The organism is Psychrobacillus sp. FSL H8-0487, assembly GCF_038008385.1.
Classification (GTDB): Bacteria; Bacillota; Bacilli; order Bacillales_A; family Planococcaceae; genus Psychrobacillus; species Psychrobacillus psychrotolerans.
In genome coordinates this window covers 117,311-143,072 of sequence record NZ_JBBOZA010000001.1, presented here as the reverse complement: position 1 = coordinate 143,072, position 25,762 = coordinate 117,311, and the positions used below count along the sequence as shown (strand labels likewise).

Sequence of the window (25,762 nt, the reverse complement as noted above, 5' to 3'; positions counted from 1 at the left end):
TTTTTATCGTACCACTTTCATGATCTAGTTTCAGTATTTTGAAAATTAAAGTGTGACATTGAAGGTAAATCCTAATCTAATTCTTTCCTTAACCAGTTATATTAACGCAGCAATATAGAGGGTCATGACTGGTTGTCATGACCCTCTAATTTTATTTATATTTCTATGATTTAATAACTGTATCTGAAATCTCTTCCCTTATTGGAGATTTCATGAGCTAAGCGGATTGAGGACACCGCTAAATCTGCATATGTTATTTCTTTTTTGGGGTTAAAATGATTTTTTTCTGCCTTTACTAATCCAAGTGAGTTTGCCAAAATTACATAACCAATATTTGCCTCCGTAACTTTTTTGCCATCAGTAAATTCGTTTTTAAAAATATTTTTTTGTATAGCTGCTTGCTCAAGACCTAGTGCTCGAATATACCATACGGCTAGCTCTTCTTTAGTAACAGGATTATTTACATCAAAGGTCTTTTGATCTGTTTTTAAAATACCCGCTTCTACTGCACGCTCAACAGCTTGATAGGAAGCATGTTTGGAGTTAATGTTTGTAAAAGATTGCTTCATACTCTCTGACTCTCTAATGTTTGTCTCATAAATATACGTTAAAGAATTCATCATGATCTTTATTGCTTCCCCTTTAGACACAGCTGCATCCCCGTTAAAGGTTTTTGGATCATTCACCGTCAATACCTTTGCCTTAATTAAATAGTTCAGCTCTTCTGCTGCTGTTGCATGAGAAACCTCAGGTGTCACTTCTATGTTGTATTGATTAATCCATTTCCCAGAATTGGCATCTAACACATTAAAGGCAGTTTCATTGAATAACGAAGAGTATATTAAATCATAATGACTATTTTCTTTCTTGTGATTTCCCTTCATATAACTCATTTTTAGACTTAATGCTTTACTCAACGTATTCTCCACTTCTTTTAAAGAAATAACTTTATCCAATGTCGGCCATTCTTCAATTTGTGGCCTGCTTACACTTAGATTTTCCAAAGAGCCGTCCTTATAAATACTTACACTAATTTGATCCCCACTAACCATTACCCCATTTACTATACGAGGGAAGTTTAAGTAGTAATTCCCCCTTGCGTCATCGACATAACTGTCCTCTAAAGGCATAGCATATTCATGAAGATAAGATGGCACTAATTCCTTTAAGTACTTGACCGCTTGAGCAATCGCCTCTTCTTTAGAAATAGGAGCAACTTCCTCCTTAGTACCGTTCAGTTCAATCATCATACTATTTTGTACATTATGATACTGAAGCAACTCCCCAGTTTTCTTATCAAATTCTAATGAGGATCCACTTCCTCCATTAGCGTAGTTATACATATATTGAATACTTATTACTTCTTGCCCATAACTATTTTTTACTTCTTCTACTGATTGAATACTCAACTTGACCTTGTCAGACTTTACTTGTAATAACTTTTCTGCTGCTTTCTTTGCCTCTTCCTTCGTCATTCCATTTTGCCTGACTGGCAATGTTGAGCTAGTAACCTTTTCATATTCCTTTTTAGTTGGTTGTTCCACTAAAAATTCTTTACCGTTAAACCATTCACCCGTAACAGCACTAACACTCAGAACATCAGGCACATAAACCAGCTTCACATCATTTTTCCCAGTTTCATAGTTGGTGTTAACTTGATATTGTAGCCTCGCGGTAAGATTTTCTTTAATTTTTTCGAATGCGTCCTTTTGATCTTTCACCTTTTTTACATCGTCAAAAGTAGGAGATTTAGTTATTGCTGAATTATAAAAATTGACAATGTCTCCGTTTCCAAGAACTGTTACAGTTACAAGTTGATCAGCAATCGCAACATCATCCTTCATACGATTGAAAGAAAAAGAATAACTAATAGGACTAGTTAATATTTGTTTTGAGTAATAAAAGTAATCATTATTTTCTTCATTTAATTTGTAATTGCCAGCTTTAAGAAACTTCTTAACGAAGTCAGTTGCCACTTTTTTAGCTTCTTCTTTAGAAACCTTGGCTGGAAACAAAGAGTCTGGAGTTCTAATCGGCTCATAGCTGAAGGATTCTACCTCTAAATCTTCTCCATAAAACGATATATTCCCATAAGTATCCTTCCCATTCTGCAACTTATTGAAAAACATCTGATAATTTGTTTCCTCCCTCTCCGGGTAATCATATGAACTCATATGAAAATCACTTGCATTCACAAAGTCAAAAAACCCTGGAAAAGCAGAGCGAAACTTTTTAAGTAAGTCCTCCTTAGTAACAACCTTTTCTGTTGAATTCACCTGTGCTACCACATTTACTGGTTGTCCTCCTACAGTAACTGTACTCGCTGCACTAACAGCAGATGAAAACATCCCAATCGATAAAGCAGATGCAGTTAATATAATCCCTATCTTCTTCAATTTAAATAGTCCCCCTTTTTAGGTAATAATTATATTGTAAAGCAAATTTTGGTAATTATAAATAGAATATTAATATTTTTATAAAGATTCTTTCAATTAACTAATTCGACAGGAGTGCTAAATAACCTTTATCTGTAAAACATCATTAGTATTAGGTAAGGATTTTGACCACAATAGGCTAATTTCTTTTTAAAAATATACGAAACTCTTCTACAGTCTCTGTTTTTGGAAAATGATTTAGGTACATGCTATACTAATGAAGGATTTAAACGAAAAAGGAGTGTTTTAAATGACAAAAAAAGGTTATATCTTAATGGATTCTGGTGAAAAAATTGAATTTGATCTATTCCCAAATGAGGCACCAAACACAGTTGCAAACTTTGAAGAGTTAGCAAACAGCGAATTCTATAACGGAGTAGTATTCCACCGTGTAATTCCTGGTTTCGTAAGTCAAGGTGGAGACCCAACTGGTACAGGTATGGGCGGTAGCGGCAAAAACATTAAATGTGAAACAGCTGGAAACCCACACAAACACCAAGCAGGAAGCCTTTCAATGGCACATGCTGGTAAAGACACTGGTTCTAGCCAATTTTTTATCGTACACGCACCTCAACCACATTTAGATGGTGTTCATACTGTTTTCGGTCAAGTTACAAGTGGACTTGAAGTAGCAAAAGCTATGAAAAATGGCGCTAAAATGGAAAAAGTAGAAGTTTTCGACGCTGAATAAGAAAACTGACGCCGCTTTGCAGCGCAAAGCATACTCTTTCTTGAAACAAGCAAAAAGCAGCTCCCCAATAATTGGGGAGCTGCTTTTTCTTATAATAAAAATGATATGCCGAATATAAGTAGAAGAGGCACGAGTAAAACAATCCAACTTATAGGATGAGCAAAATTTAAAGTCCAACCTACACCAAATCGCTTTTCTACCATAATACTTGGATCGTTTTTGTTCATGTAAAACATCCCGCCCTTCCAATATCGGTCCTCGTCAACAGCTATCTTGTTTTCTATGGCTGGACTGTTTTCTTCTACTTTTAATCGAGATCCACTTTGTCCTACTTTAATTACATAAATGCCAACAACTGCAAATGTTAGTATTAAGAAAGTTAGAGGGAGAGCCCACATGATAAGAGATGAGGATATCTCGGGATGAATCGTCTGCAAGTGAAAATATCCCATCATAAGTGTTATTCCAATAGTGATAAAGAGCGCTAACAAACTCGTATATTTTCGAAATGCTAGTTGCTGCACAAGTGAAGCTTTTTTATTGGCTGGATTAAGGCGAGCTCCCGAAAATTTCATACCTTCACTCATCATAAGGAACATACCTTGCATCACAAGTAAAATAAGTGGCAGTGCAACTACACTAAAATATGTTTTTTCGCTGAACGCGTCTGCTTCTCCTGTAGGTCCCCAGTGAGTAGGAATCATCTCTGGCATTTGGTCATATTTCATAAATGTATATATGATTAAACCTATAGTAACAAACATAGGAATGATAAAGAGTACACGGGGTATTAGTTTGAGTTTTTCCTGAAACTTTACATCAACTACTCTCACTTCACTTTTCCCTATTAACCACCCTTGTGTTTCTTTTAGTCTTTTCATTCGAAGATGCATCATAAAATAATAGCCAATGCTCACAAACAACGTTGTAAACTGAACTCCTACACTCACTAAAGCTAACGTTTCTTCTGCCGGATTTTGAGTTAAAGCCCACCAGAGATAGACCCCAAAAATAATCATTCCGAACGTTAGTACAACCGTCGTATAGGTATTTTTTAATTTTATCACCACTGAATCTTTTGTATGACTATCTGGTATATACACGCCAAATGCTTCTGTTGGCTTTAGAAATTTCGGCATAAATGCTTGTAAAATAGTTATAAATAATAGGATGAATCCAAAGAGTGTAATAATCATTTGTTCCCCTCCTCAATATTCTGTACGAGCTTGCGTACCATCTCTACTAGTTCTTCTTCTGAGAGCTTTCGAACTAATCCCTCTGTAATAATTGGTCTTAGCTGAGCTTCAAGTTTTTGCTTTTCTTCCTCTGTTGCCTTCGGAATACCACTTGGTCGAATAATTACACCTGATTTTGCCACTATTTGTATAAACTCTTTTTCCTCTAGATAGTGATATGTCTTATTTACTGTATGCATATTCATCCCAAGATCACTCGCAAACGCTCTAACAGACGGTAGCGAGTCACCTGGCTTTAACTCACCTCGTACTATACCTTCCATAAGTTGGTGTGCCAACTGCAAATAGATGGGGACATCAGAATTAGATTCTATTTCAATAAACATGAGTCACCCTCCCTTATTTTGTTCTATATATAGCATAACACATTTGTTCTATATATAGTAGAGCAAATAACAATAAAAAAACCCTACTTAGACTCTAAGTAGGATTGATATTTAGTTCAAAAGATATTGTTTTCCTTTTTCATAATAGATTTGCATTTCCTGAGAAGGAACCATTCCTCCGCCAGTTGCCCAAACTATATGAGTAGTTTTTTTCAAGGGTACTCCTTGTGTTGTTAAATGAATTGGTCCTGTCATGCCCGCAAGTGCAGAAGGTTCTAATAGAATATTTTCCGTGTCAGCCAATAAAGCTAAAAGCTCATAAAGTGTTTTATCTTTAATCGTGAAGCTTCCACTTATGAGCTGCTCAAGCGTTTTTCCTACAAACCCTGACGGTCGACCTACAGCCAGTCCATCTGCAACTGTTTTGTTATCAAGGCCGATATCAGCTACTGAAATATTTTCATGTAATCCGGTCATTAAACCAAGTAGCATGCAAGGGGAGTTCGTAGGCTCTGCAAAAAAGCACTTCACATAGTCCCCGAATATTAGTTTTAGTCCAAACGCCACTCCTCCTGGCCCACCACCAACTCCACAAGGCAAATATACGAAAAGTGGATGTTCGGCGTCGACAATGATTTGCATTTGTTCTAGTTGAGTTTTCAACCTACTTGCAGCAACAGCATATCCGACAAATAAGTCGATGGAATTTTCGTCATCGATAAAAAAGCACTTTGAATCTTTCTCCGCCTGTTTCCTACCTTCCATCACCGCAATACTATAGTCAAAGTCATACTCTACAACCGTTACGCCTTTTGAACGAAGCATATCCTTTTTCCATTGTTTCGCATCACTAGACATATGCACAGTTACTCGAAATCCTAATTTGGCACTAATTATTCCTATGCTTAATCCAAGATTTCCAGTAGAACCTACTGCAATCGAGTAATTTGAGAAAAACTGTCTAAATCTATCGGTTGAGAGAATAGCATAATCATCTGTTTCTTCCAATAAACCTTCTCGCATCGCAAGTTGCTCTGCAATTTTAAGCACCTCATAAATACCACCACGGGCCTTTATAGATCCTGAAATTGGTAAGGCATTATCACATTTTAACAGCAATTCTCCATCAAACTCTGTATGAAAGAATTTTTTTATGGAAGATTCCATTGTAGGAATTTTTACAAGTGGAGACTCAATAATCCCCTTTGCTTTTGCTGTTTCTGGAAAAGCAATACATAAATAAGATGCAAAGCGATCTAAACGATCGCTTGCATCTTGAACCATTTCAGCAGTAACAGAAACATTTTTTAATGCCTCTTCTGAATCTATTTTATTTGGATTAAACCATATTATTTCTTCTTTCCTTTGCATCTTGGAGATTAAGGGGAATTTCATTTCTAATTGTTGGTTATTCATCGTTGTAAACCCTTTCTATTCTAAGCTCAACACATGCGTAGTATCCGGAGAGCGCTCGTCAAATTTAAACCCATTAGCACGGTAAAATGAATCTGCCTTTGCGGACTCTGTTTTAGTTGTTATTTCCTTAAAGTGACCTTTGGCATTTTCAGAAACCACTTTCAACAGTTCGCTTCCTATACCCTTGCGACGATGCTCAGGTAATGTATAAAATCGATATAGTCTTGCGGAGTTGTCAGCTTCACTAGCAGTATTTTTAAACAAACCACCTAGTGCTACCAGTTCATCTTCATCCCACGCTCCATAAATTGCCTCTCCTTGTTCGCTGAAGCGATGTGTCCCGTCTTCATATTCGGAAGCTAATCTGGATACAAAACGATACCCTTCCTTTTCACTTTCTTGAATTAGTTTGGATACGTTGACTGCGTTCAAATCTGAAATATTTTTCACTTCGATTGACATATACGTTCCTCCATTCTATTTTTGAAAAATGAACTCTTTGTTACTTTCTATATAGGAAGGCAAATCCCCTCTATATGTTTAATATATTACCATCATCCATGCTTTATACTGTCCTGCTTAGTATACGTCATTTACAATCAGTGTTTATTTTGGTGAGCCCGTTGAAGCAAGTAAAATCAATGTATCGTTTGCTTATGGCAGAACTTATGAGGAACATTAACGTCCCTATATTAAATTAACCAGAGGAGTGAGACAATGGGATTTTGGTATTTCTTAATACTATTCGTAGGAATATTTTTAGTAATTAAGGGGCTACTTGGAAACAAAAAATTCATTTTAATAGTTGTTGGACTATTATGTATTGCGTTATCAATATTTATGTTTTCTCCAGGAAGTGCTGAAATCATTTCAGAAATATTCCATTTAAATTAGAGGTCGGTAGTTTGAAGTCGTGCTCGTGGAAATGATTTTCATATCTATTAAATAAGCCCATGCTAGTCAAATCAGCATGGGCTTTCGTTTATTATTTTATAGCAGCTAATCTAGCTTCTACTTCTTCATCAGATAATTTATGTTCTACGATGTAGCGATTGCGAGGATGCTCGCGGCATTCGTCCGAACAGCTGCGCAGATACTTATGTTCGTTTTCTTCTGAGCAAAGAATTTTGTCATTACAATCAGGATTTGCGCAGTTTACATAACGCTCACATGGCTCCCCTGTGAAATGGTCTTTACCAACCACGACATGCTCTACCTGGTTTACCGGGACAGCGATACGCTCATCGAATACGTACATTTGTCCATCCCAAAGTTGTCCACGTACTTCTGGATCCTTGGCGTAAGTTGCAATTCCACCATGTAGTTGACCTACACCCTCAAAGCCTTCTCTTACTAACCATCCTGAGAATTTTTCACAGCGTATTCCGCCAGTACAATACGTAAGTACTTTTTTACCTTCGAACATTTCTTTGTTTTCAATCATCCAGTCTGGTAGGTCCCGGAAGTTGCGAATTTCTGGACGAATCGCACCACGGAAATGTCCTAGATCAAATTCATAATCATTACGAGCATCAATGACAACTGTATCCTCTGCCTGCATTTGTTCGAAAAACTCTTTCGGAGAAAGGTATTGTCCTGTTATTTCATTTGGATTAATATCGTCCGCTAATCCTAAATGCACAATCTCTTTTTTAGGACGTACATGCATTTTTTTAAAGGCATGTCCTTCTGCTTCATCTATTTTATACACCATGTCAGCAAATCGTTCGTCTGCCTTCATCATATTCATGTATGCCTCAGTTTGTTCAAACGTTCCTGAACAAGTTCCGTTTATACCTTCGTCTGATACTAAAATACGCCCTTTTAACCCGATTTCCTTACATGCTGCAAGATGTTCTTGCGCAAATGTTACTGGATCTTCAATCGGGACATATTTATAGTAAAGTAATACTCTGTATGCATTTGTGTCCATTTTTTACTCCACCTTTTCTAATTTTGTCCACCGTATAATATACCAAAAAAAATAGCAAATGTTAAATAGATTGTTTCTTTTTAAAATTTAAAAAGCAACTCAAAGACTTGAGATAGAAAGTTTAAATTCTCTTTTAGGTACTCTGTTTAATAGTAGAGCCACCATATACTGTATTTAAGCAGTTTGGCGTGAAGGTTTTACAGTACTTGTAGAGAATCTAATATAGTGGCAGTAGGTTTATTTAAAATAATTTACCGAGTAGATAATAACAATTTCCAGAAGTAGGTGACCTTAATATTATGTTAGCATCCAAAAGCATTTTAAATACCTGGATGAAGTTTGATGATTTCCCCATGGAGACATTGACAAAAGTTTTGTTTTACCACAAAAATAGCGTAACAAAACAAAGAGATGTTTCTCTTATGAGAGAACACCGGCATCAATTTGGTTTATCGGGTAATTGCTTTGACCTTGCATTTCTGTTACTTGATGAATTTAAAAAGGATGGTATCACTGCCTATCCGATAGGCCATAACTTAAGTACCCCTCATGCTCATGTTGCAGTCATCGCTTTAGATGAGTTAGGTAACCGTTTTTTTTGTGATTTAGGAGACCAATGGTTAAGACCAATCTTAATAGATACCGACACCCAAGAATATACTGATGAAAAACTCAATGGTTTTTTTCCAGCAGCAACGATTCAAGTGAAACCAAGCAAACGCGGTATAGAGATCCTTTACCACAGACCAAATGGGAAAATATCGAATCAGGTATTTGATACTAAACCAATAGAAATGAATTACTTTATGCAAGCCGCCGAGTTCTCTCAAAACTTTATTAAGCCGCGACCTTTATTAGAATGTAGAACTCCTTTTAAAAATGAAATTGCACATTGGGAATTCTATAACTGGGAAAGTTTTTTAAGTACAAGTGAGGGGTTGTTTAATGAACCGAAGTTGCATTCAATAGAAGATTGGGCTGAAAAAATAAATGATATAACTGGTTATGATCTGCAGTTTTTAGTGGATGTCCTAAAGCAATACAAGGAATTATCTACCCTGGAATAATAGAATTTTAGTATATCGTATCTCCATCAAAAAGATTAAGTTGAGCTCCATAGGTAAGGCGTTATAATATGTTTATGTTATTTACGGGAGCATAACAAAAAACGAACAAGCAAGCATATGAATGCCTCTTGTTCGTTTATATATTCTTGTCTATTTTGTTTTATTGGCAATTTCTATCGCACGATTGGTACCTTCTGCAGCTGCATCTAGCGCTTCCTGAGCATCCATTCCTTGGTATAGATTTTCAAGAGCCGTTACAATCTGTTGACGTGATTCAGGAAATACCGATATTAGAGCACCTTGTGTTGCAATAGAAGGCTCAGTGCTTTGCAATTGATCTACAGTAACTTTTAACTGTGGTGTAACCTCCCATGCATCTTTGACGTTTTGTTCTTCATATGCAGATGGGTTAATGGCGAAGTACCCTGTTTCTAAGTGCCATCTTGCTTGAATCTCTGGCGTAGTTAAGTATTTCATAAATTCCCAAGCTGCTTCTTGTTCTGCTTCTGCAATTCCTTTAGACATCCATAGGGATGCACCACCAATTACAACACCATTACGTTTTACTTCGTCTGCGTATGGAATATATGCTGCTCCTACTTCAAAAGGAGCGTTATCAATAATACCTTTTACCCCTGCAGAGGAATCCATATACATTGCAACTTTTCCAGATTGGAATGCTGCGCGAATATCATCCCAATTTGTTCCAAAGTTCCCGAAAGTTCCTGCTTTGTTCATCGTGTCTAAAAAATTGAAGGCATTTAGTCCTTCTGGTCCATTGAAAGTAGCTTCTGTTGCATCACCAGCACGACCATTTTCTTCATTTACATATAGACCACCTTGCGTAGCAACTAACTCTTCAAAAAACCATCCATATGTCAGCATGGAGAAACCTTTCATATCATCTGTTTTTAATTTTGCAGCTGCATCAATAACCTCCGAAAATGTTTCTGGGGCTTTTTCTGGATCCAGACCAGCCGCTTTAAATGCATCTTTGTTATATAACATTACGGGTGTTGATGAGTTAAATGGCATAGAGTATAACTGATCATCTACCGTGTAGTAATTTAATATATTTTCTTCCAGCTGAGAAAGGTCATATTTGTCTTTATCGATAAAATTCTGGATTGGCTCTACAAAGCCACTATCAATCATATATTTTGTTCCTACTTCAAATACCTGCGTTATGGCTGGGGCATCTTTTGTACCTCCAACACTACGAAGCTTCGTTAATGATTCTTCATATGACCCTTGGAATTCTGCCTGCACTTCATATTTATCCTGAGATGCATTAAAATCTGCAACAATAGCATCTAAAGAAGTCTGACCTGCTCCAGACATTGCATGCCAAAAGGAAATAACTGTTTTGCCTTCTTCAGTGGTAACTACTTCTTTTTCTGTTTTTCCCTCATTACCATCCTTTTCAGACGAACTACTATCACTGTTGGTACATGCTACTAAAGCAAAAAGACTAAGTAATAATAAAGCTAAAAATCCAAATTTAGATGATTTCCTCATAATTAACGTACACCTCTTTTTTAGTTTTGAACAACCGTTATTTTAGAGCTCCTTGCGTTAACCCTTTTTGTAATTGCTTTTGACCTAAAAATAATAATAGTAGTGTTGGTATGATTACTACAATTACGCCTGCCATAACCACCCCCCATTCTGTTGCTACTTCTTGCGATTGAAGTTGCTTCAAACCGATTTGGACGGTACGAACCGAGTTATTGGTTGTCACTAAAAGTGGCCATAAATACATATTCCATGTTGTCAAAAACCCATAAGCCCCTAATGTAACAAGACTTGTTTTTGAAACAGGTAATACTACTCGAAAGAAAAATCCAAACTTACTCAATCCTGCTATTTGCGAAGCCTCATGAAGTTCTTTTGGAATAGTCTTAAAATGTTGTCTCAGTAAAAATGTCCCAAATGCTAAAGCAAAAAACGGCAATGTCATTCCTTGATAAGTATTAATCCAATCTAGTTTTTGGATGGTGAAAAAGTTTGGAATCATCGTCGCTTCCCACGGAATCATCATTGTCGAGATAAATAAGAAAAAGATAAAGTCTCTACCCTTAAACGAGATAAAAACAAATGCATATGCAGCCAAGCTACAAACAACTAACTGACCAAGCATTACTCCCAGTGAAACGACAAAACTATTGATCAGGTAATTAAATAAAGGAAGCCGATCAAACACCTTTACATAATTATCAAGACTAAAGGTAGACGGTAGTAACTTTCCAGATAAAATCTCTCCACCCGTCATGAAACTTATCATAAATGCGTAAATGATTGGAAAAAACATAATAATTGATGTAACAATCAATAAGAAATAAAGAATTAGCTTTTTCCATACCCTCATTGGTAATGCACCTTCTTTTCCCCAAGCTTAAATTGTAAAATTGTTACGATTAAAATACATATAAACAAGAACACCGCCTGGGCACTCGCTGTTCCGAATTGATAATTGATGAACGCTTCTCTATAAATGGAATATACGATTAAATTGGTAGATTGAGAGGGTCCACCTTTCGTTAAAATATCAATTTGTCCAAAAGTTTGAAAAGCATTTATAAGTGAAATGGTAATGATGAAAAACAAAGTTGGAGAAAGCATAGGGATTGTAATCCTCTTTAATCGATACCAATAACTAGCACCATCAATACGTGCACTCTCGTATAAATACTCATCAATGTTTTGTAAACCACCAAGTATTATCAAAAAGGAAAACCCTGTATTTAGCCAAATAGTCGAGAGGGACACTGAAAATAATGCCCATGTTGGATCTAATAGCCATTCAATTTGTGGGAGATTAAAGATATTCAAAAATTTATTGAACATCCCAACACTTGGGTGAAATAAAAATAACCAAACGACTGAGGAGGCTGCTACAGATACCCCCATTGTGGAAGCATAGATCGTTCTGAAAAACCCGATTCCTCTCAGTTTTTCATTTGCAAGTAACGCTAAAATGAGGGCAATAATGATTCCTGTTGGAACTGTATACAAAACAAATAAGAACGTTGCTTTAATACTATTGAGAAATGCATCTGATTCTAGTAAATAAGTATAGTTTTCTAGACCCACAAAAATCGCAGCTTCACCTGCTTGATCTGTTAAAAAGAAGCTTAAGTAAATAGTTCGAAACATCGGATAAAAAACAAATACTGTAAATAGTATAATGGAGGGCAATAAATACAATAGGGCGGTCCTCACATTAGATGACCGTTGCCAATAGCTAATTTTTCTTCGTTTGGTTACCGTCGTCATACAAATACCTCTTTACCAAATACATGATTTTCGACGTCTGATGGAGTTTTAATAATTTTCTTTGTCTCACTATCAAAGAAGCAGAAGGATTCATAATTCATCATTAGAGGAATATTATCGCCTATTTCAATTTGCCATTGTCCACTCCACTTAACTTGCCAGGATTCCCCATTTAATAAAAAGGTGAAAATTGTTTCATTACCTAAAATTTCTACATTAGAAACTTCCACTATGAATTTGTCTTTTTCCACTGTCTCTTTGGTTGCCGCTTTAATATGCTCAGGTCGTATCCCTACAATTATTTGTTCAGTTAAATAATGCGCATCTGCTGTTGGTATTGGAATCACAATAGAATCGCTTAATCGAATTGTACTCATTATTTTATCGCCAACACCAGTTGCTAGATTCATAGGAGGTGAACCTATAAATGTAGCGACAAAAGGGTTAGCCGGATTATTATAAATATCGATAGGCTTGCCTATTTGCTGGATGGATCCCTCATGGAGAATCATTATTCGATCACCCATAGTCATTGCTTCGATTTGGTCATGTGTCACATAAATCATCGTAATTCCTAAACGTCTTTGAATTTGCCTTATTTCAGAACGCATATGTGCCCGTAGCTTTGCATCTAAATTAGATAGGGGTTCATCCATTAAACAAATAGGTGCTTCTGTTACAATTGCTCGAGCTAATGCGACTCTTTGACGCTGACCACCCGATAACTCTCTAGGTTTCCGCTTTAAGTAATCCGTCAACCCAAGCATTTCTGCTACTTCACTTGTTCGTTTAGCTCGCTCTTTTTTATCAATTTTTTTTACATGTAAACCAAATTGAATGTTGTCTTCAACCGATAGGTGAGGATATAATGCATAGTTTTGAAACACCATGGATAAATCTCGTTTGCTTGGTGGCAAGTCATTCACTTCTATGTCACCAATTTTCAAGATACCACCCGTTATATCTTCTAATCCCGCAATCATTCGAAGCATTGTACTTTTTCCGCATCCTGAAGGACCGACGAGAACAAAAAATTCCCCCGGTTCAATAGTTACGTTAATATTGGATATAACGTTAGATTGCTTATCATACGATTTCGAGACATCAATCAATTCAACCCTCTTCATAGCATTCCATCCTCTCTACCTTTATCAAGTAAAATTATAGTGACGACCTAGCTAAAATAGATGTTAATTATTCCAATAAACTCATTCTACTAGACAAAACTTTATAATGTAAAGTAATTGTCAGTTTTTACTGAATATTTACATTTTTAACTAAATCTTATTAAAACTTTACTAGAAAGGAGTCTCTCATGCGCTTATTATTTACTATACTAGTAAGTTTATGTTTAATAGCAGGCTGTGATAACTCGGAAAACAGTATACAACCAATTTCCAACGACAAGTTATTAATCATAGCGCACCGCGGGGCTTCTGCTTTTGCACCGGAGCATACGATGACTGCTTATGAGATAGCCCACCAAGCGGATGTAGACTATATTGAAATAGATTTACAAATGACAAAGGATGGAGTGTTAGTTGCTATGCACGACGAAAAGGTTGATCGTACAACGGATGGACTTGGCTTTGTAAAGGAGTATACGTTGGAAGAATTGAAGCAGTTAAATGCAGGGAAATGGTTTAATGAAGCATATCCAGATTTGGCTAACAAAGAGTTTGAACAAGAGAAAGTCCCCACCTTAGAAGAGATTTTTGTTCAGTTCGGGGATGATGTAAATTATTATATTGAGTTAAAGTCACCACGTATTTATAAGGGAATGGAAGAGAAGCTTTTCAGTTTATTAAAAAAGTATGATTTATTAGGAGAGGACCACACCTTGCCAAAAGTTATTGTGGAGTCATTCAATGAGGATACTTTAACAAAGTTTCATACACTAGAGCCGACGCTTCCTCTTGTTCAACTGTTTAGTTTTAAAGAGAAAGCTGCGTTATCTCATTTAGATTATGAACGTTTGCAAACTTATGCTAGTGGAATTGGGGTTAATTTAAAATCGGTCGATCAAGAATTTATTCACGAAGCCCAATTAAATGGAATGCAGGTGCATCTATATTCTATTAAAACTGAAAATGAAATGAAGAATGCGATCCATCTTGATGCAAACGGGGTATTTGTTGATAATCCCATCTTAAGTGAGCTCCAGTAGAAAGTTAACTTCCTGCTTGAAGCGCATGCTCACATAATTTATGGAAGCTTGCTTCAAATTTTTCATTGTCTTCTTTTTGACGTTTCTTAGGACCCTTTAAGCGCCCCCCTGCCTGCCTAATTTTCTTAGATATATGGCGACTGTCTAACAGTTGGTCAATGTTCTCAGGAGTATACCATCGTCCGTTTTGATCGATTGCAAAACCTTGCTTAGCCAATACCATTGCCGCTAGGCCATAGTCTTGGGTAACGACTATGTCCCCTTTTTTCACTCTATTTACTAGAACAAAGTCTACTGCATCTGCTCCTTTAGATACCATTATTGTATCTGCACCTTCTCGTTGCATATAATGCGCAGTATCACATAGTAAAGTAACGTTCATATTAAACTTTTTCGACACAAAAATCGTTAAATCTACTACTGGACATCCGTCAGCATCAACTAAAACATTTACCATTTTACGCACCTCATTTTCACTTGCTTATCCTTACATTATATTATATCCAATCTAGTAAAGTATAATCTGTCGGAATTGCCTTTTAACCTTCCTACTTATCCTTATCTTTGAAAAAAAACGCCCAAATTTCTGGACGTTTACTTTTCATATGCTCCTAAAATTTCTACTGCTTTTTCTGTTACCGACGTATCTACCGCCTTATCAAAATCTACATCCCCACTAATAGCTCCGTTTTCTTTGTATGCATTATATTGTTTTAATACATCATCTAAAAACATTGTACCGTCTGGGTTTAATCCAGTTACAAATACTTTTTCCCAGAGCGAAGTATCTTTTAGAGATGTATGCTTTGTCATGATGTCTATAATTTCAGCTTTGTTCTCCCCTTTAATAAAGGCATCATTGTAATCACGAACCCCTTTTAAATAGGCAGCCATGAACCGCAGGGAGACCTCCTGTTCATCACTCATGAACTGTGGTGAACCTAATACCATAGCAATTTGAGACTCAGGTGCATAGTCAGTCGCATCTCCAAACCGTTGATGAAATCCATTTTCAACACCTTGCGCTATTAATGGCTCAATTTGTAACGCTGCATCAATCGAGCCATTTTCAATTGCACCTAGCATACTTCCGAAATCCGCAAGTAATACAAGCTCTACATCCTCAGTCGTTAATCCAGCATGCTTTAGCATTTCCAAATAGATATATTCATCAATCGAGTTTTTAGAGGATATTGCAATTTTTTTTCCTTTAAAGTCTTCATAATTTTTTATTTCATCTACCATTTGATTTCCAATTACAAATGAAAAATAAGATTTTCCTGGAACATTATGCCCTTTGTCTGCAATAATTTTCACGTCAATTCCTTGTGCAATAGCATTAAAGAATGACGCAGTCGATACTCCTCCTGCGATATCTACATCTCCAGAAGCAAGGGCCGGCAACATTTCATCACTATTCGAGAACACCGCAAACTCTACATCTATATTGTAATCCTCAAAGTACCCTTTTTCTTTTGCGATATAAAACCCAGCTCCAGAGGCAGATCCATCTTCAGCGATAACAACCTTAACCTTTTCCTCTAGTGGTGCAAGATCTCCTGAAGGATTTTCTTTACTCACCTCATCATCTACTTTGGATGAACTGTCCTTATCTTTAGAACTACATGCACTTAGTAAAAGTACAAAAGATACTACAATTAAAAAGCCCCACTTTTTCACATATTTCCTCCTTACTTTCTCGACTTTTGAACTTCCTGCTGTAGATGATTCCAGATCGCTATAAACTGCTCCGCCATTTCCAGATTGGCACGAACTTGCTCCATCGTACGTGGTCTTGGCAGAGGTACTTTTATCTCTTCTACTATCTCTCCCGGTTGAGCACTCATCAATACAATACGGTCACTTAATAACAAAGCCTCATCGATACTATGCGTAATAAAAATCACCGTTTTTTTCGTCTCAGACCAAATAGATAGCAGCTCTTCTTGCAAGATGAACTTGTTCTGTTCATCCAGCGCTGCAAATGGTTCATCCATTAGCAATATTTCCGGATCATTTGCAAAAGCTCGTGCAATACTTATCCGTTGTTTCATGCCCCCTGAAAGTTCTTTTGGGTATAGCTTTGAGAACTTTGTAAGACCAACTTTCTTTAAATAATAATTGGTTTGCTTTCGAACAAACTCTTTAGGCAGATGACGCATATTCAGTCCAAATGCTACATTTTCTTCTACAGTCAACCAAGGAATAACTCCCTTTTCTTGAAATACCATTGATTGCAATGGCCGGAAGTCTGTATCTGATTCTATTGAAAATGTACCCGAACTTGGTTGTTCCAGGTCAGCAAGTATTCGTAGTAAAGTTGTTTTTCCACATCCACTTGGACCAACTATACAGACAAACTCTCCTTCTTCTACGTTTAACGTAATATTTTGTATAGCTGTCACACTATTATTTTTTTTATAAAATACTTTCGTGAGATTATCAATAGAAATTTTTACTGGTTGGTCCATCTAATCACCTCCAAGGGATAATTTTTCTTTGTAGTCCGCGTAATAAAAGAGAAAACATAAATCCAAAGAAAGAAATGAGGATCAATCCGACGAACATTTCTTTTAACATAAACGCTTTATAGGAAGTCCAGATTAAATAACCGATACCTGATGTTGCCCCCATCATCTCAGCTGCGACAATCGTCAGTAGCGCAATCGCCTGCCCCATTTGAATTCCTTCTAACATAACTGGAAGGGCGCCCGGGAAAGCAATTCTAAGAAAGAAATCAGTGGGGCTTGCACCATAATTTTTGGCTACGTCTAAGTGAACTTTTTCTATATTCAATACGCCAGCGACAGTATTAATAACCACTGGGAAAAATACACTTCCTGCAATAGTAACAACTTTTGAAAAATCTCCAATACCAAAAAGGATAATGATGATCGGTAGTAAAGCCAAAGTCGGGATAGGCATAAAAGCCATGACAATCGGTGAGATAAAATGACGGATCGGGGCGTACAATCCCATTAGTAGCCCAATAATTATTCCTGGTATTACACCTAATAAAAATCCTGCGGCTATTCTATACAAAGAGACAGAAATATGTGTCCATAACAACCCACTTGTCATCAATTCAAAAAATGTAGAAACAATGGCAGATGGGGGTGGAAAAAATCGTATATCAAGTACACCTGTTCTTGAACAAATTTCCCAAAGTAAAAGAATGAAAATAGGAGAAATAATGGTTAATAATTGTTTTCCTCTCTCTTTTACCTGTCGCTTCTTCCATTCTTGTTGTTCCATTTCATAGGGATTGTATAATTTACCCTCTTTTTCCTCGTGCATTTTTCACCACCTCTTGTAAAAATAATATGATGAAAGGGGAATTTGTGTGAAAGACATACGGTATACTAGATAGCATCTATCAGAATTTTCTAGTTTGACAGAAAAGACGTAGGATGATAAATTGGTAAATATTTGGGGGAGGTAATTTATTTGTCGTCGAAGGAGTTAACTTCTAATAGGGAAATGCCATATTTCGTTATTAGTGTTATTTTCAGTTTGTTATTATACATACTTGCTATCGTGTCTTTATTTGGTATAGCTATTTTATTAATTCTTTTCGTATTTTTGCTTTATGCTAATGTAGTTATGCTCGGCTCTATTCGAGGAAATGGGATACGTATTAGTGAAAAGCAATTCCCGGATGTATACGCGCGTGTCGTGTCTTTGTCTGAAAAAATGAACATAAAAAAAGTTCCTGATGTGTTCGTTATTCATTCAGAAGGAGCATTTAATGCATTTGCTACAAGATTTCTAGGAAGAAATATGGTAGTTATTTATTCGGAAGTTTTTGAGTTAGCTAGAGAACGAGGTGAAGCAGAGCTTGATTTTATCATTGCCCACGAACTTTCTCATGTAAAGAGAAGACATGTGTGGAAGAACATTTTAATCATGCCTGCACAATTTATACCATTTCTCTCGCAAGCGTATAGTAGATCTTGTGAATATACCTGTGATCGTGAAGCTGCCTATTATATACAAAATGGAATGGCTGCTAAACAAGCGCTTACTATTCTTGGCGTTGGAAAAAAGTTATATTCAGAAGTAAACGAAGACGCATATTTGGAACAAATCCATACAGAATCGAATATTGCCGTATGGTTAAGCGAAGTGTTATCCAGTCATCCACTTTTACCTAAACGAATTCAAGCTGTCGGGAACTTTATGAGAATAGAAGGTACACCAAATTACTATTCTAACTCCAGCAAAATTGCTCTTGGAGTGGGTGCACTCATTGGAATTTTCTTTGTTTGTTATATTGCGGTCATAGCTTTATTTGCAGCTGGTACACTCACTTATGCTAGTTTGTTTTCTGGGAGTATTTTCAATGAACTATCTCCTGAAGAAGATTATTTAAGTGATGAGTATTCATTGACCTTAACTCCTCTAATGGAAGCTGTTTCAGATGGGGATGAAGAAAAAGTTAATAGTCTACTATCTAGTGGAATTGATATAGAAGAGATGGACTCAGAGCGAACAACTGCTCTTCATTATGCAATATACGCAGGAAATATTGCGATAGCAGAAAAGTTATTAGAGGCTGGGGCTAATCCAAATACCTCAGATAATTACTCTAATACGTTAACCGCTGCATTGGAATACCAAAACTATGAAATGGCTGCTCTCCTATATGAGTATGGAGCAGATCCAAAGATAGTTGACCCACAAGGTTTATCCGCCTTAAATATGCTTGAGGTGTATAGCGAGGAAGAATTTTTAGATATTATAAGATAAGTATTGAGATAAAGCATAAGATGTCCTGTTTCTATTGCTTTCGAAGGACTTTAGACTTTCTATTATTATCGTTTGAATTTTAGTGATATTGGTTGTGACGACCGTCATAACCAATATCACTTTTTTTGTTATTCTTATGTTGTTTGTCAGTCAGTCGCCTGCCTACATCTCTTAGACAACTAATGAAAGGTACTTTTTATTGAGCTAGACTACTATTATCTTCTATCCAAAATAACACAATTTTATTCCGTTCTATTTATAATTAATCAATTTCTACTCATTTATTAGTTGCTGCTAATTAATTCATTATAAACTGTCAGGGTCCGTGTAAACCTCAAATCATATCCGGATTTCACTAAATAATCTATTATGAAATTGGTCTATTTAATAACAAATTTTGTACTGCTATAACCTGCCTTTTGTTTCTCCACTTCTAAAATGGCTGGGATCGCTGCTTTTAGCTCTGCTACATGGGAGATAACGCCAATCATACGTCCAGATTTTTGCAGATCAACTAATGTATCGATTGCTTTGTTGAGAGACTCCTCATCAAGAGATCCGAATCCTTCATCGATAAACATGGTCTCGATACGAATATTGCCTTGGAAGCTTTGAATAACGTCGGCCATTCCAAGTGCTAGACATAATGAAGCATTAAACTTTTCGCCACCTGACAATGTTTTTACGTCTCGTTTCTGACCTGTATAGGCATCATATACATCCAACCCGAGTCCACTTTGTTTCCCATGTGTTTCCTGTCTATCACTTCGCAGCAATTGGAACTGACCATTCGACATATGCTTTAATCGTTCGTTCGCTGCCTGAACAATTTGCTCCAAGTATTCTATTTGTACATAACGCTCAAATGATATTTTCTTTTGGTTATGCCCCCTCAATATGTCATAGAGATCCATAATTCGATGTACTTGTTCCTCTAATAGAGTAATTCTCTCACTAGTAGAAGCAATCTTATCTTCTATTTCTTTTCCTGCCTTTACGTACTCTTTTGTACTATTACATATCGTTAAAGCCTGCTCGTACATTTCTTTTAACTGATTCAATTCATCCTCGAGAGGCTTTAGTTCAACTTTTGTTTTGTTTTCCAGTTGTCCTTTTCTTTCTCTTACTTGCTCCGTAAATGTATGGAGCCTTTGCTTATATTCTTCACATTGATATTTTAGGGTTGAGCGCTCTGTTTCGGTTAGTTTAGCAGCCAAATACTCTCCTAAAGTTTCAAACGTTGCTTTGCTCAAGGATTCTCTAAATTGGGTTAAAGCTTTTTCGCGTTTTACTTCCGCTTCTTGTAATGATTTAGAGGTGTGCTCTAGTGCTAAGCGGGCTGTGGTACACGCATCATGGGTTGACTGCATCCTATTTTGTACATTTTCCCATGCAAGGGCTAATTGTTCTTTTTGCTTTGTTGCAAAAGTAATTTCTGTTTGTAGATTTTGTAAAGTCGGTATATGACCAGGTATTGTGGAAAGCTTCGACTCATATACCGCTCTTGCTTGCTTCACTTGGCTTGACTGCTCTCTGTAAAATGCTTCCATCACTAAGTTACTCTGTTCTAGATTTTCAACTTTGGCTATGGACTCTTTATAAGGTTGTTTTAAAGAAAATAGCAGTTCTTTTTTTAAGCGAAGTTGCTGTACCTCTCTTTGCAAATCGAGCAGATTGGTTTCTACTTGCTCGACCAATTCTGCCTCTACTTCATGTTCCTTCAACTGAACGAGCACTTTTTGTATTTGAGCTTCTGCTGTTTCTTTTTTCGCTTTAAAGGTCAATAAAGTCGATTCTTCCTTATTTAACGCAGCCTTCGCCATTCGAAGCTCACCTTCATCAACAAAACTTTCACCTATATCAATATGCAATGTGGAATGCTCTTTGCTACCGCATACTGGACATGGCTCGCCCTCTACTAGTTTAGATGCAATTAAACTTGCCTGATTCCCTAACCACTGTTGTTCAATATCCTCATACGTTTCTTTGCATTGTTCAAATTTGTCCTGTTGCTTGGCTTCCGCTGAGATCAGTATATGCAGTTCCTGGTCAACGACTTTATATTCTTGCAGTTTGTTATGCTGCGCTTGGAGCAAAGTAAGCTGTTGTACCTTACTGTCTAAAGGTTCTAGTAGTTCTTCTAACTTCTCTATTTCTAACTTCTGTTCTTTTAACAAGTTCTTATGTTTTTGGAGATTAGCAGCTATTGTCGAAAGCTTTTGTTCAGCCTCTAAACTACCTTTTTCAAGTAATAACAACTCTTTCCTCTTAATCTCCAACTCTTCAAATATAGGTAATAGACTGTTTAAGTAGATAACCATTTCCACACTTTTTTCGCGTGCTTCTTTATTATTCGATTCGGTTGTAAAGATAATTTCTGTTTGTTTCAAATTATCCTCTGCAATCATATTTTCTTTCTGCGCTTTCTCCAATAAAGTCCGCTTTCCTCTAACCTCTAGCTCAAGCTCATTGAAATAAGCTTCAATTGGCTCTATAATACTTGCACGCTCCGCAGAATCTAACTGTTGCTGCTTTTCTAAGAACTCATTTTCACGCTCTTTTAAGGCCTTAAGTTGTTGTTCCTTTACTTCCAACTCGATAAAGCGATCATTGATAGCTTTGGTTTCATGATAGACCTTCTGTTTGTTCATATGAAGCTCATATGCTTCTTCATATTTACGTTCGTCTTGTATAATTTTCTCTTTGTAAAAGCTAGTCTCTTCTTTTAATGCCTCTACTAATTGAAAGGTGTTAAAATTAGCTTCATTTATTAATGTAAAAAGGTTAGATTCACGTAGTGGAAAGGAAGCAATAATTTTTTCTGTAAAATTATCCTGTGTCAATTGTTCTTTTCTAAGTTCTGCCTCTGCAATTATCTTTTTCTCTTTGAGTTTTTCATGAATCATTTTGTAGGGCTCTGTTTTAAAAATCTTTCGTAAAATAGCTTCTTTGTTTTCTGTAGTAGAGGTCAATAGCTTTCGAAACTCTCCCTGTGGGAGCATGACAATTTGACTGAACTGATCTAAAGTCAACCCAATGATTTCTTCTACCTTTTTGTTGATCTCCGATACAATCTGTCGTTCGACAACAGGTACTTCTTCAGCAGCTTGTATCTCAAAAAATTCATATCGTTCACCCGTTGCACCTTTATTGCCTTTTTTCACGTGACCTAATTGTCGCAATATGCGGTAACGTCTATTATGTATCTCGAAGACTAACTCAACAGAAGTATGTGTATCATCTGTTGCGAAATCACTACGCATCGTTTTCGTATCGCGACGATCCTCCCCGCTTCCTGAACCGTAAAGCGCAAAACAAATCCCATCAAATATAGTTGTTTTCCCTGCTCCTGTTGCTCCGGAAATAACAAATAGCCTATTTCCTTTTAGTTCAGTAAAGTCAATTGTTTCTGTGAATTTATAAGGACCAAACGCACTCATTTTCAGTTGAATCGGTTTCAATTGGATTTTCCCCCTTCCCGTTCTTCTCGTGCTAATACAGTTAATACTTCTTTAAATATTTCCCCGGTCTCTACCGATGCTTCTTTACCACTAACTTCGGAGTAAAACGAACGGAACAGTGTATATTCATCCTTTTTCGTCCGTCCAACTTCTGGTTCTTCTGACAAACCAATTAATTGAAACGCTTTTCTTTCGACGTGCATGGCATTAGGATAAACGGTCCGGATTTGTTCCATCGGAGATAAAACTGGCGTATCATCTAGTAATTTCACGAACACATAATCTTCACTAACAGGTTGCATTAATATATCCTGCAAAAAACCCTCAACCGTTCTCATATCTCGAGTTGGTGCAAGTAATCTTTTTTCTACAGTCGTTTTACCTTCTGCATCCATCTCCACGATGAAAAAGCCCTTTTTATGGTGCTCCTCCGAAATAGAATATTTTAGTGGTGAACCTGAATAGCGGATTGTTTCGTTTAAAACATAGTGGGCTTGATGTAAATGCCCTAGAGCCGTGTAATGAAACGGTTGGAATAGACTTGCATTTACATATTCTGCTCCACCTATAGCTAAAGGACGTTCGGAATCACTTGTATTTTCCTGTTCTTGACCATGTGGGGTAACAAAGGCATGTCCTACAAATACATGCCTTTTTGTTTTGTCCATCTTCTCTTCTATTAATTCTATTATTTTTTTCATAGCTTGGTTATGTGTAATTATTGTCTCATCTTCCATTAGATATCGGACTTGGGAAGGATCCGCGTATGGCACAAGGTGGAAATGCACCTCTCCATAAGTATCGTTTAAAACTATAGATTTCATGTTCCGACTTAATTGTCCCACAATATGTAAACCCGTTTCTTTCATAAGCTGGCTACCAAAGTTTAGTCGACTAGGGCTATCATGGTTTCCTGCAATAGTTAATAATGGGGTATTGCGTTTCAACACAATCTCTGCAAACAATTCATCCAATAAGTGTACCGCTTCCGTTGGTGGTACTGCTCGATCGTACAAGTCTCCTGCAATAATTACTGCATCTGGCTTTTCTATATCAATTGCTTGGAGAAATTGTTCTAATACAAATCGTTGATCCTCTGTCATATATATCCCTTGAACCAATTTACCCAGATGCCAGTCTGCTGTGTGAAAAAATTTCAATTTAATTCACTCCTTCTATTATTATTCGTTTATTTGATAATTCTAAAGTAATAGGAAATTATGGATATTGAAAAATTTTTGATGCACCTCGTTTACCTCCATGTTATGATGAAAAAAGGGAGGAGGATTTATCATGTCAGCAGAAACTTATCAACTCGCGGCCATTATAATTTATATGATCGCAATGCTCGCAATTGGGTGGTACTCTTATAGAAAAACTACCAATTTAACGGATTATATGCTCGGCGGACGCTCACTAGGTCCCGCTGTTACCGCACTTAGTGCTGGGGCTGCAGATATGTCTGGTTGGTTACTTATGGGTTTACCAGGCGCAATTTATTTATCAGGAATGGGTGAAGCTTGGATTGCCATCGGTCTTACAATTGGTGCATATTTAAACTGGCTATACGTAGCACCGAGACTTCGTGTATACACAGAAGTATCAAGCAATTCTATTACAATTCCTAGTTATTTAGAAAGCCGTTTAAAGCAATCATCTCGATTATTACGTGTTGCATCCGGTTTAATCATTTTACTATTTTTCACGTTCTATGTATCCTCTGGAATGGTAGCAGGAGGAGTTTTCTTTGAAAGCTCATTCGGTTTAGACTATCATACAGGACTTTTAGTCGTATCAGCAGTAGTTGTAGCTTATACATTATTTGGAGGGTTCCTTGCTGTTAGTTATACAGATTTCCTTCAAGGATTACTTATGTTCCTTGCTTTAATATGTGTACCAATCTTTGGTGTATTTATGACTGGTGGAATTGGTGAAACAGTGGAGTCTATTAAAGCTGTGAATCCTACGCACTTAAGTCTTATCGCTGGAACAACAGCTGCAGGTATCATTTCCTCTATAGCTTGGGGCCTTGGTTACTTTGGACAGCCACATATTATCGTTCGCTTTATGGCTATTAGTTCTGTTAAAGAAACTAAACAAGCTCGCAGAATTGGTATTGGTTGGATGATTCTAAGTCTTCTAGGCGCAATTACTACAGCACTTGTTGGTGTTGCATATTTCCAACAAAATCCGGATGTTTCACTTTCAAGTCCTGAGGCAGTATTCATCGTACTAGGACAAGTTGTTTTCCATCCGTTTATCGCTGGTTTAGTATTAGCAGCAGTTTTAGCAGCTATTATGAGTACAATCTCATCTCAATTAATCGTTACTTCTTCAGCTTTAATAGAGGATTTATACAAAGCCATTATTAAAACAGATGCATCCGACAGAACATATGTAAACTATGGTCGTATCGCTGTATTAGTAGTTTCCGTAGCTGCTGCAATCCTTGCTTGGGAACAAAATGAAACAATCTTAGGTCTTGTTGCATTTGCATGGGCAGGCTTTGGTGCAGCATTTGGTCCGGTTATCTTGCTAACACTTTACTGGAGAAAAATTACTTCCACTGGTGCATTAGCAAGTATGATTGTCGGGGCTGTCGTTGTAGTATTCTGGGGTACAAATGATACACTTTCAGGAGCACTATATGAAATCGTCCCTGGTTTTGTTCTTGCATTAATCGTGGCAGTTGTAGTCAGCTTAATGACATACAAACCGAATGCTGAAATCGAAAAAGAATTCGATGAAACATTACGTTTGTTGAAGGAAAGTAAAGAAAAATAACATTAAAAATCCAGTAATAACACGGATTTGTAAAAATTTCTTACACAAAGTATTTCTATGAATACGTTTTGTTATTCAAAGGTTATTTAATAACTGGGTAAGGATAATTATATGATTATGCAAGCAGCATCTCTTCATGGAGGTGCTGCTTTTGCTTTTATTATAAAGGACTATTCACTCTTTTATGTTGGTATAACCTAT

22 protein-coding genes are annotated in these 25,762 nt (G+C 36.7%); 6 read left to right on the top strand and 16 right to left on the bottom strand.

The window, feature by feature from the left end; translation table 11 throughout:
- Nucleotides 1–170: 170 nt before the first annotated feature.
- Nucleotides 171–2,396, bottom strand: a complete 2,226-nt coding sequence (locus MHI47_RS00725; RefSeq protein WP_340829021.1) for an S-layer homology domain-containing protein — start codon at nt 2,394–2,396, stop codon at nt 171–173.
- 289 nt (nt 2,397–2,685) lie between these two features.
- Here MHI47_RS00725 and MHI47_RS00720 point away from each other — a divergent pair, with 289 nt between their 5' ends.
- A complete protein-coding gene (locus MHI47_RS00720; protein ID WP_093536632.1) occupies nt 2,686–3,126 on the top strand; it encodes a peptidylprolyl isomerase in 441 nt (146 codons plus the stop codon).
- Nucleotides 3,127–3,215: 89 nt separating this feature from the next.
- On the opposite strand, the gene MHI47_RS00715 is transcribed toward MHI47_RS00720, so the two are convergent.
- The 4 genes from MHI47_RS00715 to MHI47_RS00700 all read right to left on the bottom strand — a co-directional run bounded on the left by MHI47_RS00715 (nt 3,216) and on the right by MHI47_RS00700 (nt 6,586).
- The gene (locus MHI47_RS00715; RefSeq protein ID WP_340767903.1) at nt 3,216–4,322 is read right to left on the bottom strand and encodes a DUF1648 domain-containing protein; all 1,107 of its coding nucleotides are present in this window, start codon (nt 4,320–4,322) and stop codon (nt 3,216–3,218) included.
- Nucleotides 4,319–4,708: a GntR family transcriptional regulator gene (locus tag MHI47_RS00710; RefSeq protein ID WP_340761118.1), complete on the bottom strand. Its 390-nt coding sequence runs from the start codon at nt 4,706–4,708 to the stop codon at nt 4,319–4,321. The genes MHI47_RS00715 and MHI47_RS00710 overlap by 4 nt, the downstream gene beginning before the upstream one ends.
- Before the next feature lie 111 nt (nt 4,709–4,819).
- A complete protein-coding gene (locus MHI47_RS00705) occupies nt 4,820–6,124 on the bottom strand; it encodes a D-serine ammonia-lyase (protein WP_340767902.1) in 1,305 nt (434 codons plus the stop codon).
- Nucleotides 6,125–6,139: 15 nt separating this feature from the next.
- Nucleotides 6,140–6,586: a GNAT family N-acetyltransferase gene (locus MHI47_RS00700; RefSeq protein WP_093536640.1), complete on the bottom strand. Its 447-nt coding sequence runs from the start codon at nt 6,584–6,586 to the stop codon at nt 6,140–6,142.
- A 255-nt stretch (nt 6,587–6,841) separates the two neighbouring features.
- Here MHI47_RS00700 and MHI47_RS00695 point away from each other — a divergent pair, with 255 nt between their 5' ends.
- Nucleotides 6,842–7,018, top strand: a complete 177-nt coding sequence (locus MHI47_RS00695) for a hypothetical protein (RefSeq protein WP_340767901.1) — start codon at nt 6,842–6,844, stop codon at nt 7,016–7,018.
- A gap of 91 nt (nt 7,019–7,109) precedes the next feature.
- Here MHI47_RS00695 and trhO read toward each other — a convergent pair whose 3' ends face one another.
- The gene (gene trhO, locus MHI47_RS00690) at nt 7,110–8,057 is read right to left on the bottom strand and encodes an oxygen-dependent tRNA uridine(34) hydroxylase TrhO (protein WP_340767899.1); all 948 of its coding nucleotides are present in this window, start codon (nt 8,055–8,057) and stop codon (nt 7,110–7,112) included.
- A 299-nt stretch (nt 8,058–8,356) separates the two neighbouring features.
- Here trhO and MHI47_RS00685 point away from each other — a divergent pair, with 299 nt between their 5' ends.
- A complete protein-coding gene (locus tag MHI47_RS00685; RefSeq protein WP_445678289.1) occupies nt 8,357–9,124 on the top strand; it encodes a hypothetical protein in 768 nt (255 codons plus the stop codon).
- 150 nt (nt 9,125–9,274) lie between these two features.
- Here the strand turns inward: MHI47_RS00685 and MHI47_RS00680 are convergent, their stop codons facing one another.
- From MHI47_RS00680 to MHI47_RS00665, 4 genes are read right to left on the bottom strand one after another with little or no spacing between them, the layout of a single operon-like run.
- Nucleotides 9,275–10,642: an ABC transporter substrate-binding protein gene (locus tag MHI47_RS00680; RefSeq protein ID WP_340767898.1), complete on the bottom strand. Its 1,368-nt coding sequence runs from the start codon at nt 10,640–10,642 to the stop codon at nt 9,275–9,277.
- Nucleotides 10,643–10,679: 37 nt separating this feature from the next.
- Nucleotides 10,680–11,492, bottom strand: a complete 813-nt coding sequence (locus tag MHI47_RS00675) for a carbohydrate ABC transporter permease (RefSeq protein WP_093536648.1) — start codon at nt 11,490–11,492, stop codon at nt 10,680–10,682.
- Entirely contained in the window at nt 11,489–12,400 is a 912-nt protein-coding gene (locus MHI47_RS00670) for a carbohydrate ABC transporter permease (RefSeq protein ID WP_093536650.1), read from the bottom strand. The genes MHI47_RS00675 and MHI47_RS00670 overlap by 4 nt, the downstream gene beginning before the upstream one ends.
- Nucleotides 12,397–13,527 carry an ABC transporter ATP-binding protein gene (locus tag MHI47_RS00665; protein WP_340829018.1) on the bottom strand — a complete coding sequence of 377 codons (1,131 nt, stop codon included), beginning with the start codon at nt 13,525–13,527 and terminating at the stop codon, nt 12,397–12,399. Before MHI47_RS00665 ends, MHI47_RS00670 begins: the two co-directional genes overlap by 4 nt.
- A gap of 188 nt (nt 13,528–13,715) precedes the next feature.
- On the opposite strand from MHI47_RS00665, the gene MHI47_RS00660 reads away from it, so the two are divergent.
- Nucleotides 13,716–14,567, top strand: a complete 852-nt coding sequence (locus tag MHI47_RS00660) for a glycerophosphodiester phosphodiesterase family protein (RefSeq protein ID WP_340767895.1) — start codon at nt 13,716–13,718, stop codon at nt 14,565–14,567.
- Between the two features lie 4 nt (nt 14,568–14,571).
- On the opposite strand, the gene MHI47_RS00655 is transcribed toward MHI47_RS00660, so the two are convergent.
- The 4 genes from MHI47_RS00655 to MHI47_RS00640 form a co-directional block, all read right to left on the bottom strand.
- Nucleotides 14,572–15,024 (bottom strand): YaiI/YqxD family protein, encoded by a 453-nt coding sequence (locus MHI47_RS00655; protein ID WP_340767894.1) that lies wholly within the window; start codon nt 15,022–15,024, stop codon nt 14,572–14,574.
- Between the two features lie 137 nt (nt 15,025–15,161).
- Entirely contained in the window at nt 15,162–16,247 is a 1,086-nt protein-coding gene (locus tag MHI47_RS00650) for an ABC transporter substrate-binding protein (protein ID WP_093536658.1), read from the bottom strand.
- A gap of 11 nt (nt 16,248–16,258) precedes the next feature.
- A complete protein-coding gene (locus tag MHI47_RS00645; protein WP_093536660.1) occupies nt 16,259–17,038 on the bottom strand; it encodes an ABC transporter ATP-binding protein in 780 nt (259 codons plus the stop codon).
- A 4-nt stretch (nt 17,039–17,042) separates the two neighbouring features.
- Nucleotides 17,043–17,864 carry an ABC transporter permease gene (locus MHI47_RS00640; protein WP_093536662.1) on the bottom strand — a complete coding sequence of 274 codons (822 nt, stop codon included), beginning with the start codon at nt 17,862–17,864 and terminating at the stop codon, nt 17,043–17,045.
- A gap of 150 nt (nt 17,865–18,014) precedes the next feature.
- On the opposite strand from MHI47_RS00640, the gene MHI47_RS00635 reads away from it, so the two are divergent.
- On the top strand, nt 18,015–19,316 hold the full coding sequence (locus tag MHI47_RS00635) for a M48 family metallopeptidase (protein ID WP_340761112.1): 1,302 nt from the start codon (nt 18,015–18,017) through the stop codon (nt 19,314–19,316).
- Nucleotides 19,317–19,696: 380 nt separating this feature from the next.
- Here the strand turns inward: MHI47_RS00635 and MHI47_RS00630 are convergent, their stop codons facing one another.
- Together MHI47_RS00630 and MHI47_RS00625 are read right to left on the bottom strand one after the other, a co-directional pair.
- Nucleotides 19,697–22,777 (bottom strand): SMC family ATPase, encoded by a 3,081-nt coding sequence (locus tag MHI47_RS00630; protein ID WP_340829017.1) that lies wholly within the window; start codon nt 22,775–22,777, stop codon nt 19,697–19,699.
- Nucleotides 22,774–23,937: an exonuclease SbcCD subunit D gene (locus tag MHI47_RS00625; protein ID WP_340761110.1), complete on the bottom strand. Its 1,164-nt coding sequence runs from the start codon at nt 23,935–23,937 to the stop codon at nt 22,774–22,776. Before MHI47_RS00625 ends, MHI47_RS00630 begins: the two co-directional genes overlap by 4 nt.
- A 133-nt stretch (nt 23,938–24,070) precedes the next feature.
- On the opposite strand from MHI47_RS00625, the gene putP reads away from it, so the two are divergent.
- Entirely contained in the window at nt 24,071–25,561 is a 1,491-nt protein-coding gene (gene putP, locus MHI47_RS00620; protein ID WP_093536668.1) for a sodium/proline symporter PutP, read from the top strand.
- Nucleotides 25,562–25,762: the final 201 nt, after the last annotated feature.

Bases quoted from the DNA above. Each gene is read 5' to 3' on its own strand.
- trhO (WP_340767899.1), bottom strand. From the start codon at position 8,057: ATGGACACAAATGCATACAGAGTATTACTTTACTATAAATATGTCCCG.
- MHI47_RS00700 (WP_093536640.1), bottom strand. From the start codon at position 6,586: ATGTCAATCGAAGTGAAAAATATTTCAGATTTGAACGCAGTCAACGTA.
- MHI47_RS00715 (WP_340767903.1), bottom strand. From the start codon at position 4,322: ATGATTATTACACTCTTTGGATTCATCCTATTATTTATAACTATTTTA.
- MHI47_RS00660 (WP_340767895.1), top strand. From the start codon at position 13,716: ATGCGCTTATTATTTACTATACTAGTAAGTTTATGTTTAATAGCAGGC.
- MHI47_RS00685 (WP_445678289.1), top strand. From the start codon at position 8,357: ATGTTAGCATCCAAAAGCATTTTAAATACCTGGATGAAGTTTGATGAT.
- MHI47_RS00695 (WP_340767901.1), top strand. From the start codon at position 6,842: ATGGGATTTTGGTATTTCTTAATACTATTCGTAGGAATATTTTTAGTA.
- MHI47_RS00705 (WP_340767902.1), bottom strand. From the start codon at position 6,124: ATGAATAACCAACAATTAGAAATGAAATTCCCCTTAATCTCCAAGATG.
- MHI47_RS00670 (WP_093536650.1), bottom strand. From the start codon at position 12,400: ATGACGACGGTAACCAAACGAAGAAAAATTAGCTATTGGCAACGGTCA.
- MHI47_RS00655 (WP_340767894.1), bottom strand. From the start codon at position 15,024: ATGGTAAATGTTTTAGTTGATGCTGACGGATGTCCAGTAGTAGATTTA.
- putP (WP_093536668.1), top strand. From the start codon at position 24,071: ATGTCAGCAGAAACTTATCAACTCGCGGCCATTATAATTTATATGATC.
- MHI47_RS00645 (WP_093536660.1), bottom strand. From the start codon at position 17,038: ATGGACCAACCAGTAAAAATTTCTATTGATAATCTCACGAAAGTATTT.
- MHI47_RS00720 (WP_093536632.1), top strand. From the start codon at position 2,686: ATGACAAAAAAAGGTTATATCTTAATGGATTCTGGTGAAAAAATTGAA.
- MHI47_RS00665 (WP_340829018.1), bottom strand. From the start codon at position 13,527: ATGAAGAGGGTTGAATTGATTGATGTCTCGAAATCGTATGATAAGCAA.
- MHI47_RS00640 (WP_093536662.1), bottom strand. From the start codon at position 17,864: ATGCACGAGGAAAAAGAGGGTAAATTATACAATCCCTATGAAATGGAA.
- MHI47_RS00710 (WP_340761118.1), bottom strand. From the start codon at position 4,708: ATGTTTATTGAAATAGAATCTAATTCTGATGTCCCCATCTATTTGCAG.
- MHI47_RS00675 (WP_093536648.1), bottom strand. From the start codon at position 11,492: ATGAGGGTATGGAAAAAGCTAATTCTTTATTTCTTATTGATTGTTACA.
- MHI47_RS00680 (WP_340767898.1), bottom strand. From the start codon at position 10,642: ATGAGGAAATCATCTAAATTTGGATTTTTAGCTTTATTATTACTTAGT.